Genomic DNA, 17,049 nt, shown 5'->3' on the forward strand with positions numbered 1-17,049 from the left:
GCTGGGGGTAAGTGTTAACCAAGCGCGTCGTTACAGCGGCTACATACACCCGGATGGGTGTGGCGCCCCACGTCGGGCAGGATTTTCCAGCACCGCTGACATTTTTCGCCTTCGGCTTTTTCAAAAACCACAGCCACGCCTTCGATTTCGGGCACGCGGAACGCTTCGGCTGGTGCCGGATCAGCCGAAACGGTCAATCCCGACGTAATGCACAGATCATCCACGTCAAAGGTTGCCAGCAGATCACGGGTTTCCTGATCTTCGACATGCACGATCGGCGCGGCTTCAAGGCTGGATCCGATAACCTTGTCCTGACGCTGCACTTCCAGCGCAGCGGTCACCGCGCGGCGAACGCGACGCACTTTGGCCACGGCCACTTCCAACTCGGCGTGACGCCAGTCGGCGGGGGTGCTCGGGAAATCCACCAAATGGACCGAGCTGTCATCGCCCGGGAAGCGTTCTAGCCACACCTCTTCCATTGTGAACACCAGAACCGGAGCTAACCAAGTGGTCAGGCGGTGGAACAGAATGTCCAGAACAGTGCGCGACGCACGACGGCGCAGGCTGTCGCCATCGCAGTACAGCGCATCTTTGCGGACGTCGAAGTAGAAAGACGACAGATCAACCGTGGCAAACGTGAACACGGCGCTGAATACACCCTGGAAGTCGAAGGACGCGTAGCCCTTGCGAACCTGTTCATCCAGTTCGGCCAGACGGCTGAGGACCCAGCGTTCCAGACGCGGCATATCCTCGGGCGCGACGCGGTCGGCCTCAGTGAAGTCAGCCAGCGAGCCCAGCATGAACCGCATGGTATTACGCAGACGGCGATAGCTGTCGGCAGTGCCTTTCAGGATCTCAGGCCCGATCCGCTGGTCGGCGGTGTAGTCGGTTTGGGCCACCCATAGACGCAGGATATCGGCGCCGTATTGTTTGACGACTTCTTCCGGTACGATGGTGTTGCCCAGCGATTTGGACATCTTGTTGCCTTTGGCGTCCAGCGTGAAGCCGTGTGTGACAACGTTTCGATAGGGCGCACGGCCCTTGGTGCCGCAAGCCTGCAGCATGGACGAATGGAACCACCCGCGGTGCTGGTCGGTGCCTTCCATGTAGACGTCGGCGATGCCGTCCTCGGTCCCGTCTTCGCGGTCGCGCAGAACAAACGCGTGGGTCGAACCAGAGTCGAACCACACGTCCAGCACGTCAAACACCTGATCGTAGTCGTCCGGGTTGGCGATGCCGTCGAGGATCTTTTCCTTGAAACCGTCAGTATACCAGACGTCAGCGCCATCCTTCTCGAACGCAGCCTTGATGCGCGCGTTGAGGTCTTCGTTGCGCAGCAGGTAATCCGCGTCGGTGGGCAAGGCCCCCTTCTTGGTAAAGCAGGTCAGCGGCACGCCCCAGGCGCGCTGGCGGGACAGAACCCAGTCCGGGCGCGCTTCGATCATGGAATACAGACGGTTGCGGCCGGTCTGCGGCGTCCATTTCACCAGTTCGTCGATGGATCGCAGGGCGCGTTCGCGGATCGTGTCGCCCATCTCGCCCATGCCGTCGTCCAGCTTGCGGTCGACGGATGCAAACCACTGCGGCGTGTTACGATAGATGATCGGAGCTTTCGAGCGCCATGAATGCGGATAGCTGTGCTTGATCTTGCCACGCGCCAGAAGCCCGCCGACCTCGACCAGCTTATCGATGACGGCTTTGTTCGCGTCGCCCTCGCCGCCCTTACGGGACAGGATGTATTTGCCGCCAAAGAACGGCAGATCAGCGCGGAAGCTACCGTCGTCCATCACGTTATAAGTGATGACCTGCTCGAGCATCCCCAAGTCACGATACAGCTCGAATTCTTCCATCCCGTGCGACGGCGCGCAGTGAACGAAGCCCGTGCCCTCGGTATCGGTCACAAACTCAGCCGCACGAAAGTCGCGGATGTCGTCCCATTCGCCATTGCCGCCTTCGGCGCCAGCCAGCGGGTGGGTCAGTTGAACGCCTTCCAGCTCATCTGCGGTCACGTCACGGACGCGGGTCCACTGGTCGTCGTTCAGACGCGCGCGGCCCAGAACGTCAGCGGCCAGATTGTCTGCCAGCAGGAACTTGTCGCCTACCTTGGCCCAGCATTCCTCGGGCGCGCCGGTGACTTCGTAAAGGCCGTAAGAGATGCCCTTGCCGTAAACGACTGCCTTGTTCGACGGCATGGTCCACGGGGTCGTGGTCCAGATCACAACAAACGCATCATCCAGATCGCCCGCATTTACGACCCTGAACTTCACCCAGATGGTGAAGCTTTCCTTGTCGTGATATTCGACCTCAGCCTCGGCCAGAGCGGTTTTTTCGATGGGCGACCACATCACGGGCTTCGAACCCTGATAGAGCGTACCGTTCATCAAGAACTTCATGAACTCGTCAGCGATCACAGCCTCGGCGTGATAGTCCATGGTGATGTAGGGATCGGGCCAGTTTCCGGTGATGCCCAGACGCTTGAACTCTTCACGCTGGATGTCGATCCAACCCTCGGCAAACTTGCGGCATTCCTGCCGGAAGTCGACGATGTTCACCTCGTCCTTGTTCTTGCCCTTCTTGCGGTACTGTTCCTCGATCTTCCATTCGATAGGCAACCCGTGGCAGTCCCAGCCGGGCACATAGCGCGCGTCAAAACCCATCATCTGATGCGACCGCACGATCATGTCCTTGATGGTTTTATTCAGCGCGTGGCCGATATGCAGGTGACCGTTCGCGTAAGGAGGACCATCGTGCAGGGTAAAGGGCGTGCGGCCCTCTTTTTCGCGCAGGCGGTCATAGACGCCGATGGTTTCCCACCGTTCCAGCCATGCGGGTTCGCGCTTGGGCAGGCCAGCGCGCATGGGAAAGTCAGTTTTGGGCAGATTCAGCGTGTCTTTGTAGTCAGGTGTCTGGATCGTGTCGGCGCACATTGGGGGCGTCCTTTGGATGATCTGGTCGTACTAGGATCGAAGCGGTCGGTGCGAGTTCTCAAACACCTTTGCCCGGCGTCTCAGAGGGTCAGAGCGCCGGGGATATAATTCGAATAATGATGGCCAAACGGTCATGCATGGCGGGCTTATAAGACGCCCGCGCCTAATGGTCCAGAGGTTCCGACCCATGCGGCGAATGGCGCAGTTTGGCCCAGCGGTTCAGCCATGCCAGACCAGCCAGCGCAAGGCCAAGCGCAAGCAGCGAGAACACCCGGATCAGGCCACCAAGACCCGCAATATCGATCAAGAAGACCTTGGCCACAGCCAGACCGATCACAACAAGCCCTGCTTTTCGCATCAAGTCTGACCCACGGGCCAGAGATTGATAGAACAGCGCGGCTCCGATCAGCAGCAGAACCAGCGTATAGGTGTAAAGCTCGGGCTGTGTAACGCCGCTGCCTTCGAACATGCCCGCAGAGCCCTGCCAGACATGGCGGATTGTCAGACCCAGCCACATGGCCGCAAGCCCCCCTGCCACGACATAGCTTGTCATCTTGATCTGCTTGGGCATGTCCTTGATCCGCCAAGCGGACCCGGCGATAACCAGCGCGGGCAGCAGGTAAGCAATAGCAAGCGTGTTTAAAACCGGAAGGCCGAGCACAGGATCGGCGTTTGGGTCAAACAGTGGGTTTTGCTCGGACACGGCAAGCATCAGATGGAACAGGCCGTGCGCTGCAAAAAACGCTGCCAACACATAGCGCGCGTAATTCAGCTTGCCGCCCAGACCAAATCTTTGAACCTGAGCAAAAGCCAGCAGCAGCCAGATGACAGCCAGCAGACCCAGCCCCCAATGGCTGTTGTCGGCACCACCTTCACCAAACCCTTCCAGCCAGCGCAGCAGCAGCAACGACAGCAGAATGCCGCCCGTCGCCCAGGCTGCACTCTCCAACAGCAGCGACGCCACAGGGCGCTGCAAGGGGCGCAACATCCACCAGCCGACGAAAAAGCCAATCGTGGCCGAACCGTATACCAATGCCATCTCGGACACCGGAGCCGTATTTGCCCAATCCAGCCCCGGATCAAGCACCAGTCGAACGGTGACGGTGAAGACACCGGCCCAGATGAACCAGCTCATCGGTGGCAAAGTGAACCTGCGATCCAGAACCGCCGCCACCACGACGCTTGCCACCAGCGCCACTGTCAGCGCCGCCGCGCTGAGGACGATGACGCAGGCAAAGACCAAACAGGACAGCGCAGACAAAGTGGTCAACGCAGCACGCATCCTATCCTTTCCGTCGTCGCGCGCAAAACGCTCCGCAAGCACCACCATAAGGACGGCCAGCGCCACGGCGTGCAAAGCCCAGGGGTATGCCCCAATTACAGAAGCCGGATGCCAGCCGACCTCCAGCCCGATCGCCATCGCCGGAGCAAACAGAGCGGCCCCTCCTGCCCAGATCGCGCGAAACTGGCTTGCCTGGGCAGACCGCCACGCCATCAGAATCGAAATCACAGCCCCCAGCGCAACCAACACCGTGACGACCATTGGATAGTCAGCCTCAACCGTTTCCGCATAGGTGACAGCAAAGTCACGAAGAACCACGCCCTGATCAAGCCCATGCGACAAGACATAGAATACAAGCCCAACCGCCGGCAGGACGGTCAAATCCTGAAGTGCGGGTGCATCCTTGGCCCATAGCAACAGGGCCAGCACAAGGGCGGTCAACAAGGTGACACCCAACCAGAACTCGGCCGCCGAATCCGCCCAATGCCAGGACAAGATCGCCGAACTGACTGCAATGGCTCCTGCTGCCAGTCGGGTTGGAAAGTCAGGCCAGGGGCGGGACTTTGGATGGCGGATCATTTGAGAGATCATAGGGCCTGCGTGATCCGGCGATATGCGACGCGCAGGAATAGCCATCACCAAAACCGCCAGTATCAAAGCGGCGACCAGATAACCCGGTTCCGTATTTGGCGCGCCTGCCATCAGCAGCAAGTTCGCCGAATAGGCCCCAAACACGGTCAGAACAGACACCCACGCCCAGCGACGCACCGTGTCGATACCAAGCCCCAAAGCGGCAACCAGCAGGAAATAGGCATAAAGCCACGAGGGGTCCTCGGACGAACCACCGACCATGAACGGGGCCGCGAATGCTCCGACCAATCCGACCGCTGCCAACAAGGGGCCGTGAAACCAACCCAGAACAAGACCAATCAAAGCGACGGCAACCATCCCTGCCAGCGCCGCTTCGGCACCAATCAGGTTGTATAATTGGCGCGCGGCCAGAATTGCCCCGAAAAGGGTAACAAGCCCGGCACCGGAAAAGACAGAAGGCAAATAGGCAGTGGACGCATCCTCATCATCGCCGAACTTCCGGCGCAGGACTTCGCCCGCAACGATCAGAAGTGACCCGAACCCAAGCGCTGCGAAAACCCGGGCCGCCGGAGGCAGCAATCCGTTTTCAACACCGTATTGCACAAGGAAAATCCCGGCCAACGCCAGCGACAAGGCTGAGACCACATAAAACCAGTTTTCGCGCAACCAGGCGCCCAGCGCGGTAAACCGGTCAGAACTGAAAACGACGGCAGGAGAAGGCACCTCCGCCGTCTCAACAGGAGTATCTTCCAGCTGCCGTTTCGGCACGGCCCATGGGGCGGGCCTGCGCGTTTCTTTTGCAACGTCAGGCTGTGGGTCAGGCTCCTTTACCTCGTGGGTTTCAGAGACCACCTTGTCACCTGTCGAGAGGGTTGAAATCCGCGCCTCCAGCTCTGCCACGCGGCGGCGCAATCGGGTTTGCCCAACCATCAGCACGACCAGCATGACCGGGATTGCCAGAACAATCAGGCCGACAAGAACAAGTAGCGATTCCAAAGCAGTCTCCGATCTGCGTCTTGCGGCAAGGCTATCTTGGGGCGGTGACCAATAACAGTCAGGAAAGCCGCAAACCGGCCTAAATCATAGAAAAAGCCGGACGCGCGATCATCAACCACAGGATGACCAACACCGCAAGAAAGGCAGGCACGCCGCAAGCGAACCAAAACCGAAACAAACGGTGATAGTCTTGCGGCAAAGGCGACCCCTGCTCTGCCGCAGTTCGGGCGTAATCCCGCATTCGAAGTTGCACCCAAACCACCGGCAACCAGAAAAGACCGGTCAGCACGTAAAGCACCAGGGACAATGCGATCCATCCTTCGCTTAACGACCACCCAATGCGCCAGGCCAGCAGAGTTCCTGTAATGGGTTGCAAGATGACTGCCGTTGTCGTGAACAAAAGGTCGCCCAGCGCGACGATACCTGCAGTGTGCGCGACGATTTTCGGATCATTGCTGCGATGTGCCATGAGCATGAAAAAGGCAATCCCCGCTCCGGTCCCCAGCAGGACACAGGCACCAATGACGTGCAACCAGCGCAGAATCAGATCAGGGTCCGTCATCGGCTTGCCAACATGGGCAACGCGACTAGGGATAAGACCATCGCGGGCAAGATTTTCACCAGTGGGCCCAGCGGGTCGGTCCACAATTCCGGTGACGTGATTGTGGCGGCAGTCATATAGAACACGGCCACGCCAAACTGAGCCAAACAGGCCCGCACAGCCCATTTACGCCACAGGATGGCCAACCCCAGCGCGACGTCGACCAGAGACCAGAAAACGACGGCAACCATGGCTGCAGGCGCTGACCACCCGGCGCTCGTCAGTACGCCTGAGGCTTTGGACAGGCCCACCAATCCGAACAGGCCCGACAAAACCCAGAACAGGCTGAGTGTCGCAACCACCATAGGCATCAACAGCGTCATTCGTGCAGTAAGGCGGTGTTCGCGTGCGCAGGGAAGCGATGCGTAAATCTCGGGCAAAGGTGAAAACCCGTGCCCCGTGGCGGCCTTGTAAGGCGCGGGATCTCCGATCACGCCGTCCGCCATGACCGTCATCGCCGTGCTGCGCAGAGGTGATCGCCAGCCAAACCAGGCCAAACCATCGGCAAAGGCCGCAACGGCTTTGGTCATAACCGGCGGTAAACTTACTGAGAAACGCGCCGCAGGAAACCCGAGCCATTGCCGGGTGTGGCGCACTACGTCCGACAGACTGTGCGGGCTGTCTTCGACAAGGTCATACGTGCCTTGCGGCAAGCGCCCCGCAATCGCATCGACGACCGTGGCGCAAAGGTCAGGCATCCCCACGCATTGCACGGGTGTGTTGGGATAGGCCAAGGGTTGAACCCACGGCACAGCGGCCAACATGCGCAGCAATGCTGTGCCGCCATAGTCCGTCTGTCCGATGACAAGGCCGGGCTTCAGCACCCAAAGCGGAATGCCCGACGCGCGCAGAGCCTGATCTCCGGCCGCTTTGGAGCGCAGGAAATGCGTGCTTGCCGCAGGTTCCGCACCGATGGCGGAAATCTGGACAATACTGATCTTCATATCCGCGCAAGCATTGGCCAGGGCTGCGATCGCCGTGTGATGCACGGTTTCCAGATCGTCTTTGGCATTGTCCTGCAATGCACCGGCGCAATTCACCACGACATCGACGTTTTCCAACAGACCCAGCCAATCTTGCGTGTGACTAAGATCGCGCATTTCAGCCTGTTTGAGCGGAACTCCCGGCAAAACCCGTGCCCCTTGCGCAAGGTCGCGCACCGCGCCTTGAACCGAGGCACCTTCGGCTTGCAACGCACGTGTAACGGCCGCGCCAATGAAGCCGTAAGCGCCCAAAACCAATACGTTTTGGTCAGACAATTTGAGACGTGGCATCGGTTTTCGCACTCGTTTTTTGCCACTCTACCCAAGTGCTGCATATTGGCCAGCCGCCACAGCCGCGCTGCGACAATTAAGGATGGAACAGAGACCCGACCAGATACGCAATCAGCGCAGCCAGCCCCCCGATCAACAACGTCTCTATCCCTGACCGCCACCATGGGGACAGAGACCAACGACTTTTAAGCGCACCTATCGCAAAGAAGACTCCCATGGTCATCCAGGCAGACATCGCAAATGCGTTCGGAACCGAGGCCAGAAATGGCAGCAAGGGGATCATCCCGGCCACCAGGAAGGCAAAAAATGTGGCCAGCGCCGCCTTCATCGGATGCGGGTCAACACTGCCCAACCCATACTCTCCTTCGATCATCAGGTTGATCCAGTTTTCGTGGCTTGAGGTGATCTCGGCCGTGGCTTCGGTCAAAACGTCGCCCGACAACCCCTTTTGCGCAAGGATCTCGCGGACTTCTTCCCGTTCGCCATCCGGGTAAAGCGCGATGTGGCGTTCCTCGACCGCGCGGATGCGCCGAATGTTGTCCAGTTCGGCCTTGGTTCCCGAGTAATTGCCAGCGGCCATGGAAAACCCGTCAGCCAGTACATTCGCCAAGCCCAACGCGACGATCACAAACGGGGAAAGCCCTGCCCCTGCGACCCCTGCCACGATGGCAAAGGTGGTGACGGATCCGTCGATGCCGCCATAGACAACATCGCGCAACACACCACGACCAGGCGGAGCATTGATCCGTTCGGCGATTTCCTGCGGGCTGTGACCGTGATCCGTCATGGCTGGCTCCTCCGACACTCCTAGTGTGACGAAGGGTAGGCAATGACGCTTTGCTTTGGATCAACCCTTGGAAAACAGGCCCTGCAAGGCGCGTTTGATGATGCCGCGCGTTGACGGTTTGTGCCGTTCAGAGAATGGCAGCGGGCGGCACACCTCCATCGCGGCCACGCCGACACGCGCGCTTAACGCCCCGTTGACCAAACCCTCTCCGAACCGGCGGGACAGTTTGCTGAGAACGGATCCGCCCAGAACAGGCTCCAACAGGTCGTCTCCAACAGCCACCGCGCCGGTGGCAACCAGATGCACAAAAACGGCACGGGTTAGGCGCCAACTGCCCAGCGTGCCCGCCCGACCGCCATAGATTTCCGCGACCCGGCGGATCATCCGAAGCGACGCGGCCAGCGCTGTCACAACATCTGCCAAAGCCAATGGGACTAAGGCGGTGACAGTGGCAACTTGCCGGGCTGCGGCCTCAACCTCGCGGCTGGCGGCTTCGTCCAGCGGTGCCAGAAGTTCATCTTCGGCAAGGCTCAGCAAAGCCGAGGCATCAAATTGATCCCCCATACGCTCCGCCAGTCGTTCGCGACCCCAGCGGGTTTCTTCCCGGCCTTTGTAGAAAGTGATCAGTCGATTGGTAACAACACGGGCCTGTGCCAGATCGGCATCCGCCAAGGCCGTATCCGCCGCGCGGCGCATTCCGTCGACCCGCGACAATCGCCCCAAAGCTGCCAATTCGCGGATCGCAATGATCAATCCAACCAACACCAATGCCGCCAGCAGGCCAACTACGACCCACCCCAGAACTGGCGTCCGCGCCACCAGTGAAGTTGCAAAATCCCAAGCTGCGACAGAGATTGCCGCGCCAACAACAGCCAAGGCCAGCCCCCAAAACCAACGCGCCAAGGCGGATGGTTTTCGGGCGGCAAGCCTTGCAGCGCTCTGCATCGCCTGCCCCTGAGGCTGCGCGATATCTGGCACCGGAGGGGCCTGTGCTACATCAGCGGCGGGCTCATCCGTTTCAAGATCGATCAGAACCGGGCCTTTAGCCATGGGTCATACCTTTGCTGTGCCAGACAAATCTAATGTCCGGTAGGTTTTCGTCATTTTCCGCACCATCGCTACGCGCCGCCTCGGAAAAACCGTTGCGTTCGTAAAATTTGCAAGCGCCTGTGTTGGCCTGAAACGCAAACAAGCTAAGCCGGGTTTGGCGCGATTTCGCGTGATCGAGCAGTTGTTGCCCGATCCCCCGCCCTCGTGCCTGCGCATCCAGATAGAGCGAGTGGATTTCGGTACCGTTGAGCGCCAGAAAACCAATCACGCCCACGTCACTTTCCGCCACGGTCACCCAATCCTGATCGATCATTTTACCGCAAAAGGCGATGGTTTCAGCGCAACTGTGCAGATTTGGCATCCAGTCATTTTCCACGGTGAAACCGTGCAGGATTGTCCCGATGGTACCGGCATCTGTGGAACGTGCAGGGCGTAAAATGACAGTCACAACCTGTCTCCGATCAGGAACTGGGCTGCGCGGTCCAAACGGATATGCGGTGGACCATCGCCGGGTTTCAGGGTCAGATGCGCAGGGGCAAATGCCATGAACCCATAATCCTCATCCAACCAACTATCCGCCCCGTTTCGCGCCGGACCTAAAAGATGCGCTGGGTCTTCGGGCAATTCGCCGGGATAGAACGCAGCCTGTTTCCCGCTGTCTAACAAGGTGCCCCTCACGCACGGCAACTCTACCCCATTGTGGCGGCGCATCTCTTCTGTCGTGGCGCGCAGCGAGGCCAATGACAGAGCTGCTGTCTGAGCGCCCGCAAAATTCGCGCGGTCTCGTGCCTCGCGCGTTAACGCTTCGATGATTGCAGTCATGCGGGGGTGTTGCGTGTGGTGCAAATGGTCGGCTTTAGTCGCCGCAAACAGGATGCGTTCGACCCGCTTTCCCAACAGCAACTGGCTGAGCCACGCGTTCCTGCCCGGACGAAAAGCCGACAGGATATCGGCCATCGCGCGGCGCATATCCTCAACCGCCTGCGGGCCTTTGTGGATCGCGCCCAGCGCGTCGACCAAAACCACCTGCCGGTCGATGCGCGAAAAGTGGTCGCGAAAAAAGGGTTTCACCACCTGAGATTTGTAAGCCTCAAATCGCCGCTCCATCTCACGCTGAAGAGTTTTACGGCGTGATGGTCCGGACAGAGCCAAAGGCGCAAAGGTCAAAACCGGTGAGCCCGCCAGATCACCCGGCAATAGAAACCGCCCCGGGGTGCAGTCATAAAAACCAGCGTCACGTGCCTGATTGAGATACGCCGTGAACGATGACGCCAGAGCTTGCGCCGTCGGCTCGTCATGCGCACCAGACGGGTCTGTGGCCTTGACCTGCGCCAGATACTCGACTGCCTCAGCACGGGTCTCGATGCGCGTCAGTGTCTCTTGCGACCAATCTTCGTAAGATTTGTCCAACAAAGCCAGATCCAGCAGCCACTCACCGGGGTAGTCCACGATGTCCAGATGCACAGTTCGCGGCCCCTGCAACCCGGCAAGTAACCCTGCGGGGCGCGCCTTGAACGACAAACGCAGTTCGGACACAGCGCGGGTGCTGTCGGGCCAATGCGGCGTGGGGCCCGTCAGAGCGGACAGTTGGGTTTCATAGTCGAACCGGGGTACCGTATCGTCCGGCTGTGGTTGCAGATAGGCGGCGTTTATCCGCCCTTCTTGCTGCGCGGTCAGGCCGGTCATGCGACCCCGATCCAACAGGTTTGCCACCAGCGAGGTGATGAAAACCGTCTTGCCCGATCGCGCCAACCCGGTGACACCCAGACGGATGACCGGCTCAAAAAACGTCTCGGACACGGTATCGCCGATGGTTTCAACGCCACGCACAAGACTGTCTGCCAGTGATGAGATGACCAAACTGTCGCCCCGCAATTTTCGTTTTACCCAAGATAGGTAGAGGGTGCGGCACATACCAGCGCTTTCGCCCCCTTGCCCGTTCCGGCCTCGCGCGTTACCAGCGGCGCATGCCCAGATATGCGTTAAAAGTCGAATACCAAGGGGAACCGTTTGCCGGATGGCAGCGGCAAAAGGATCAGCCGTCCGTTCAGGGGGCCATTGAAGAGGCTCTGTCGCGTATTCAGCCGGGTGCGCATACAATCGCCGCCGCAGGTCGCACCGATGCCGGGGTTCACGCGCTTGGCCAGGTTGCCCATTGCGACATGGCCAAGGACTGGGACCCGTTCCGCCTGTCCGAAGCGCTGAACTATCACCTCAAACCGCTGCCCGTGGCGATTGTGAAGGCCGCTCGGGTCGATGAGGATTGGCACGCACGCTTTTCAGCGGTCGAACGGCAATATCTGTTCCGCATCCTGATGCGCCGCGCCCCGGCAACGCATGACCGGGGGCAGGTCTGGCAGATCAACCATCGATTGGATGTCGACGCGATGCAAGACGGGGCAAACATGCTGCTGGGACGGCATGATTTCACCACGTTCCGGTCTTCGATCTGTCAGGCGGCGAGCCCGGTCAAAACTCTGGATGAGCTACGGGTCGAGCAGGTTCAGGGCTTTTCCGGCCCCGAGGTGCATTTCCACGTGCGCGCCCGATCTTTCCTGCACAATCAGGTCCGCAGTTTCGTGGGTACGTTGGAACGTGTCGGGGCTGGAGCCTGGACGCCCGAAGATGTGCGTGACGCGTTGAACGCTGCCGACCGTGCGGCCTGTGGGCCGGTCTGCCCGCCGCAGGGGCTGTATCTGGCGCGGGTTGGCTACCCTGAACCGGTGTTCGACTAAATCGCGCGCATCAGCAGACCACCGGCAATCACTGCAATGACAAGCCCCGCAACCAGTTCGATGGTCGGGGCCAGCACGGACGCAAAGCGTGTGGCTGAGGCTGAGGCCAGCAACCCCCCGCGCAGGCCGAAAGAGGTCCACCCGACCAGCGTTGTGACTGTGGCCGTGCCCAGCGCCATTGCAAAAGCCCCGGCGACACCAACCATTGCAATGCCCATCTGCCAGGTCAGGATCAGCACGAACAAAGCACCCGTACAGGGCCGCGCGGCAATGCCTGCAATCAGGATCATAGCCTCGCGCAGAGTGCCCACATTTGCGACCTCTTCCGCCGTTGGTCCATGCCGATGGCCACAATCCGAGCAGACACCGTCATCATGGTGATGATGATGCGCATGATCGTGGTGGTCATGATGATGGTCGTGATCGTGTTGGTGCGCGTTGGCGTGGTGATCGTGAGCATGGTCATGATCATGCGTCGGTTGGCTCTTTTGACGCCGCGCAAAACTGCGCAAAGCACGGAACACCAGCCACAACCCGATCAAAGCAATCGCGCCATAGCTTATAGGGGCCATGACCTGTTCGGTCGCGTCGACAAGGCTTTGGCGAGACATCTGAAACACCAATACCCCGGCATAGACTAGAACGATGGCCGTCACGGCCTGCCCTAGGCTGGATAGCACGCTGATCGCCGACAGCCGCCAGAAAGCCACGCGCCGACCCAGCCCATACCCGCCGATCAGAACCTTACCGTGACCGGGGCCGATGGCATGAAAGAAACCATACGCGAAGCACACGGTCAGCAGCGTGGCGACGGCCTGCGGCTGCTCGGCGCGTGCGGCGCGCAGCGAGCGGGCGATCTGGTTCTGAAACTCGCGTTGCTCGCCCGCCGCCCAGGCTGCAAGTGAGTCAAACCCGCCACTGCCCCAGAACCAGAGCAGCAGTCCACAGGCAAGGGCGACCGGAACAATCAGGTAGCGGGACATGAAATACGAATCTCGGTTGCAAAGTTCTCTCCGACCAGAGGAATGTCGTTTTCCTCAAGGTCGTAGTCTGCATCCAGCGTCAGCAGAAACGCCTGCATTTGGGCCAACTGACCGTCAATATCCGGATCGAAACGTTCCATCTGGCAGGTGGAGGCGCCTGTGACAATGACAGGGCGTGTCACTTCGTAGGCTGTGTAATAGGTCTCATCGAACGCCTTTGCCGACAAGGCGCTGGCTGGAACCGCACCGCCTTCGACCGCCCGCAGATGCGTTGTGACGATGCGGCCATCTTCGGTTGTTGCATGAGGGGACAGCGGGCCCGAAAGGGCAACTTGCGCTCCTCCTGCCGTCACAACCAGATCGCCGTTATACCCTTCGATCCATTGCGCATCGAACCCGGTAAGGATCTCTTCTTCGCCTTCGGTCAACGCGCCATCACCGTCCTGATCCAACCGCATGTCTTCCAGTTGAAGCAAGGAAAACAGCTCATCATAGGCCCAGGTCACTCGGACATGGGTCAAGTGCCCACTTTCATCCACGATGAACTCAAGCCCGGTGTCGATAAACACGTGCGGGTGAGCCAAGGCCGGGAGAGGCAGGCAACAGGTTATAGCGGCAAGCATCCAACGCATGATCGCAAGATAGGTCTGCCGATCTTCGGCGGCAACGGCTTTTACAGTCAGGATGCAAAAACCAGCCGAGTGTCAGCCCGGAGGGAACAATATCAGTGTCTGCAATGCGGTTCCAACCGGACCTTGCGTGTCATACAACACCGATTTTGACATCCCGATGCCAGACGGCTGCCAATGCGAGACAGAGTCCGAGGCCAACCAGTCGGAAACCGGCTCTCGGTGGATGTTCACTGTCAGGTCGGTATTCATGAATCCCATTTCCGAGGTTGGCGCGTTCCATGAGATACCATTGCCGCAATCTGCAAGCGGGCACAGGGCCTGAATGGGCGATTGCACCTCACCCTGCAAAAGCTGCGGTGTCCGCATCCAAACCGTTTTAGGCCCAGCGCCCTGCCTGCCGCCTTTCGGATACCGAATATCGCTGTAATGGGCAAAACCGGGCAGCTCGTGGCGAATCTCGCCAATTGGAAACGGGCCGTCGACAGCATCCTCGATCCGTGGGGCGATGCATTCGACATTCGCAACCGGTCCAAGATCGCGACGCACCAGATGCATGGTCGAGGCCGTTGCACATAGCACGTCGTTCAAATCGTGAACCGTAACGCGCGTGGTGGCCAACGTCTTGGTGTGGCGCGTTGTTTCTGCCGCAACCCGCAAACCGGCCAGCGGTAAGGGGCGTAACAGGTCGACAGTCAGACGGGTCAACATCTTTTCCGAACCGATTTCGGTTTCCGCCGCGCGTACGATCAAACCACTCACTGGTCCTGCATGGCAGTGATCGGCAGACCACGGCCCACGTGCGGGATCGTTGCCGACAAATGCCCCGTCTTCTTGTTGACTAAAATAGGCTTTGTCGGAGAAATCGAGCGCTGCTGCCATAGGCCCCCTCAGATCTTTTCCTGCGTGTATTTCTTTAGCTCGGCCCGTGCGACCTGACGGCGATGCACCGCATCTGGCCCATCGGCCAATCGCAGGGTCCGCACATGGGTCCAGGCCGTCGCAAGCGGTGTGTCCTGACTTATGCCCTGCGCACCGAACATCTGCACTGCTTCGTCGATCACTTTCAGCGCAACTTGTGGTGCAACGACCTTGATCTGGCTGATCCATGGCGCAGCGGCACGCGCGTCACCCTGATCCATGTACCAAGCGGCTTTCAGGCACAGCAGCCGGGCCATTTCGATCTCCATCCGGCATTCGGCGATGATGTCGTAATTGGCCCCAAGCTGCGCCAGTTTCTTGCCAAACGCTTCGCGTTGCAGCGATCGTTTGCACATCTGCTCCAGCGCGCTTTCGGCCTGCCCGATGGCGCGCATGCAGTGGTGGATACGGCCCGGCCCAAGGCGACCTTGCGCAATCTCGAACCCGCGTCCTTCGCCCAGCAGGATGTTTTCGGCCGGAACGCGTACGTTGGTAAACCGGATATGCATGTGGCCGTGAGGTGCATCATCGTGGCCATAGACCTGCATGGGGCGCAGAACCTCGATCCCTTCTGCATCCGCAGGCACCACGATCATCGACTGCCGCTTGTGCTTGGGCTGTTCGTCGCCGCCGGTTTTGACCATGACGATATAGACCTTACACCGCGGGTCGCCCGCGCCCGAAGACCACCATTTCTCGCCGTTCAGGACATAGTCATCCCCGTCCCGAACACATGACATCGACACATTGGTTGCGTCAGACGAGGCCACGTCAGGCTCGGTCATCAAATAAGCAGATCGGATTTCACCTTCGAGCAGTGGCTTCAGCCATTGCTCTTTCATCTTCGCGGAACCGTAGCGTTCGAAAACTTCCATATTTCCGGTATCCGGGGCCGAGCAGTTAAACACTTCGGCCCCAAGCGGGGTCTTGCCCATTTCTTCGGCGAAATAGGCGTATTCCACGGTGGTCAGGCCAAACCCCTTGTCGCTATCGGTCAGCCAGAAATTCCACAGCCCTGCCGCCTTGGCCTTGGCCTTCAAACCTTCAAGAATTTCGGCTTGGCGCTGTGTGTATTGCCAGCGGTCGCCCTTGTTGATTTCGGCGTGGTATTCTTCCTCCAGCGGCATAATCTCATCACGGATCATTTCCGAAACACGTTCCAGAAGAACGCGGTTTTCCTCGCGCAGGGTAAATGACATGTTCACGGATGCATCCTCCTCAGGCGTCGGAACCGGGCTATACTTTTGCTGCAAGGATGGCTTAACTGCCCCGAGCCTGTCCACCACAGTGACGGGACGTCACCACACCAAATTCTACGCAGGAGCCGCGCATGGCGTTGTTGATCGAAACCGGGTTGTCCGATTGGATAGGCGATGAAGAAATTGCTGCCAAATTGAAGGTGGCAGCGCCGGATGCGGATATCCGCACGCCCCAAACGCTTGGGAACCCGGAAGACATCACGATGCTCGCGCTGGTCGGCATGCAAAGCGACCATCCCGCGCGATTGCCCAACCTGAAACTGGTTCAGAAGTTGGGGGCCGGCGTGGAAACCATTGTCAGCCACCCCGATCTTCCGGCCCATGTCCGCATCGCGCGCCTGAAGCCGGATGCCCCTGCACAGGGCATTGCCGAGTGGTTTGTGGCATACATCCTGCGCGCCCAACGACACATGGCGTTCCACGAGGCTGCCCAATCCCGGGCGGAGTGGTCGCCGCGAGAGCCGATCTTTACACCTGACACTGTCGTTGGCGTCCTGGGTCTGGGTCATATCGGGGCCCGTACTGCCCTGATGCTGCGGGCCGTCGGGTTTCAGGTTATGGGCTGGAGCCGTACAGCCAAATCCATAGAAGGTGTGACCTGTCTGCACGGGCAAGACACCCTGCCTGACCTTTTGGGGCAATGCGATCATGTGTGCGCGATTTTGCCTTCGACGCCTCAGACGGTTGGTTTGTTCGATGCAAAAACACTGGCCACGATGAAGACCGGCAGCCAACTGCTAAACGCAGGGCGCGGCGATCTGATTGACGAAGCCGCCCTGATCGAAGCGCTGGATAAAGGCACACCCGGTCATGCCGTGCTGGACGTTACATCGGTGGAACCACTGCCGCAGGACAGCCCGTTATGGGCCCACCCCGGCGTCACGATCACGCCGCATGTATCCGGGTGGCATTTGGGTGACGCGCTTTCAGACGTCGCCGAGAACTTTAAACGGCTCAACTCTGGCGCGCCCTTGCTGCATGAAGTGGATCGGGCGCAGGGCTATTGAGGCCGTT

The 17,049-nt window shown here is 59.6% G+C and carries 14 protein-coding genes; 2 read left to right on the top strand and 12 right to left on the bottom strand.

Annotated features, from left to right (window positions below; all coding sequences use genetic code 11):
• Positions 1–14: 14 nt before the first annotated feature.
• The 8 genes from ileS to ACR0EV_RS16730 form a co-directional block, all read right to left on the bottom strand.
• Positions 15–2,927 carry an isoleucine--tRNA ligase gene (ileS, locus tag ACR0EV_RS16695; RefSeq protein ID WP_480801113.1) on the bottom strand — a complete coding sequence of 971 codons (2,913 nt, stop codon included), beginning with the start codon at positions 2,925–2,927 and terminating at the stop codon, positions 15–17.
• A 163-nt stretch (positions 2,928–3,090) separates the two neighbouring features.
• On the bottom strand, positions 3,091–5,796 hold the full coding sequence (locus tag ACR0EV_RS16700; protein WP_480801114.1) for a DUF2339 domain-containing protein: 2,706 nt from the start codon (positions 5,794–5,796) through the stop codon (positions 3,091–3,093).
• A gap of 79 nt (positions 5,797–5,875) precedes the next feature.
• Positions 5,876–6,358, bottom strand: a complete 483-nt coding sequence (locus ACR0EV_RS16705; protein ID WP_480801115.1) for a DUF2269 family protein — start codon at positions 6,356–6,358, stop codon at positions 5,876–5,878.
• Positions 6,355–7,671, bottom strand: coding sequence for an SDR family oxidoreductase (locus ACR0EV_RS16710; protein ID WP_480801116.1), 1,317 nt, complete (start codon positions 7,669–7,671; stop codon positions 6,355–6,357). The genes ACR0EV_RS16705 and ACR0EV_RS16710 overlap by 4 nt, the downstream gene beginning before the upstream one ends.
• A 76-nt stretch (positions 7,672–7,747) precedes the next feature.
• Positions 7,748–8,458: a VIT1/CCC1 transporter family protein gene (locus ACR0EV_RS16715; protein WP_480801117.1), complete on the bottom strand. Its 711-nt coding sequence runs from the start codon at positions 8,456–8,458 to the stop codon at positions 7,748–7,750.
• Between the two features lie 60 nt (positions 8,459–8,518).
• The gene (locus ACR0EV_RS16720) at positions 8,519–9,508 is read right to left on the bottom strand and encodes a YcjF family protein (protein ID WP_480801118.1); all 990 of its coding nucleotides are present in this window, start codon (positions 9,506–9,508) and stop codon (positions 8,519–8,521) included.
• Entirely contained in the window at positions 9,501–9,956 is a 456-nt protein-coding gene (locus tag ACR0EV_RS16725) for an N-acetyltransferase family protein (protein ID WP_480801119.1), read from the bottom strand. The genes ACR0EV_RS16720 and ACR0EV_RS16725 overlap by 8 nt, the downstream gene beginning before the upstream one ends.
• On the bottom strand, positions 9,953–11,368 hold the full coding sequence (locus ACR0EV_RS16730) for a YcjX family GTP-binding protein (RefSeq protein ID WP_480801120.1): 1,416 nt from the start codon (positions 11,366–11,368) through the stop codon (positions 9,953–9,955). The genes ACR0EV_RS16725 and ACR0EV_RS16730 overlap by 4 nt, the downstream gene beginning before the upstream one ends.
• A 107-nt stretch (positions 11,369–11,475) precedes the next feature.
• On the opposite strand from ACR0EV_RS16730, the gene truA reads away from it, so the two are divergent.
• A complete protein-coding gene (truA, locus tag ACR0EV_RS16735) occupies positions 11,476–12,243 on the top strand; it encodes a tRNA pseudouridine(38-40) synthase TruA (protein ID WP_480801121.1) in 768 nt (255 codons plus the stop codon).
• Here truA and ACR0EV_RS16740 read toward each other — a convergent pair.
• The 4 genes from ACR0EV_RS16740 to ACR0EV_RS16755 form a co-directional block, all read right to left on the bottom strand.
• Positions 12,240–13,226 carry a nickel/cobalt transporter gene (locus ACR0EV_RS16740; protein WP_480801122.1) on the bottom strand — a complete coding sequence of 329 codons (987 nt, stop codon included), beginning with the start codon at positions 13,224–13,226 and terminating at the stop codon, positions 12,240–12,242. The two genes, truA and ACR0EV_RS16740, sit on opposite strands and share 4 nt — an antisense overlap.
• On the bottom strand, positions 13,211–13,795 hold the full coding sequence (locus ACR0EV_RS16745) for a DUF1007 family protein (protein WP_480801123.1): 585 nt from the start codon (positions 13,793–13,795) through the stop codon (positions 13,211–13,213). The genes ACR0EV_RS16740 and ACR0EV_RS16745 overlap by 16 nt, the downstream gene beginning before the upstream one ends.
• A gap of 135 nt (positions 13,796–13,930) precedes the next feature.
• Complete coding sequence (locus tag ACR0EV_RS16750) at positions 13,931–14,737, bottom strand: thioesterase family protein (RefSeq protein ID WP_480801124.1); 807 nt, start codon at positions 14,735–14,737, stop codon at positions 13,931–13,933.
• Positions 14,738–14,745: 8 nt separating this feature from the next.
• Positions 14,746–15,975 carry an acyl-CoA dehydrogenase family protein gene (locus tag ACR0EV_RS16755; RefSeq protein WP_480801228.1) on the bottom strand — a complete coding sequence of 410 codons (1,230 nt, stop codon included), beginning with the start codon at positions 15,973–15,975 and terminating at the stop codon, positions 14,746–14,748.
• Between the two features lie 131 nt (positions 15,976–16,106).
• On the opposite strand from ACR0EV_RS16755, the gene ACR0EV_RS16760 reads away from it, so the two are divergent.
• The gene (locus tag ACR0EV_RS16760) at positions 16,107–17,042 is read left to right on the top strand and encodes a 2-hydroxyacid dehydrogenase (protein WP_480801125.1); all 936 of its coding nucleotides are present in this window, start codon (positions 16,107–16,109) and stop codon (positions 17,040–17,042) included.
• The last annotated feature ends 7 nt before the right edge of the window (positions 17,043–17,049 follow it).

The sequence above is a fragment of the Ruegeria sp. CF8 genome (assembly GCF_056537285.1).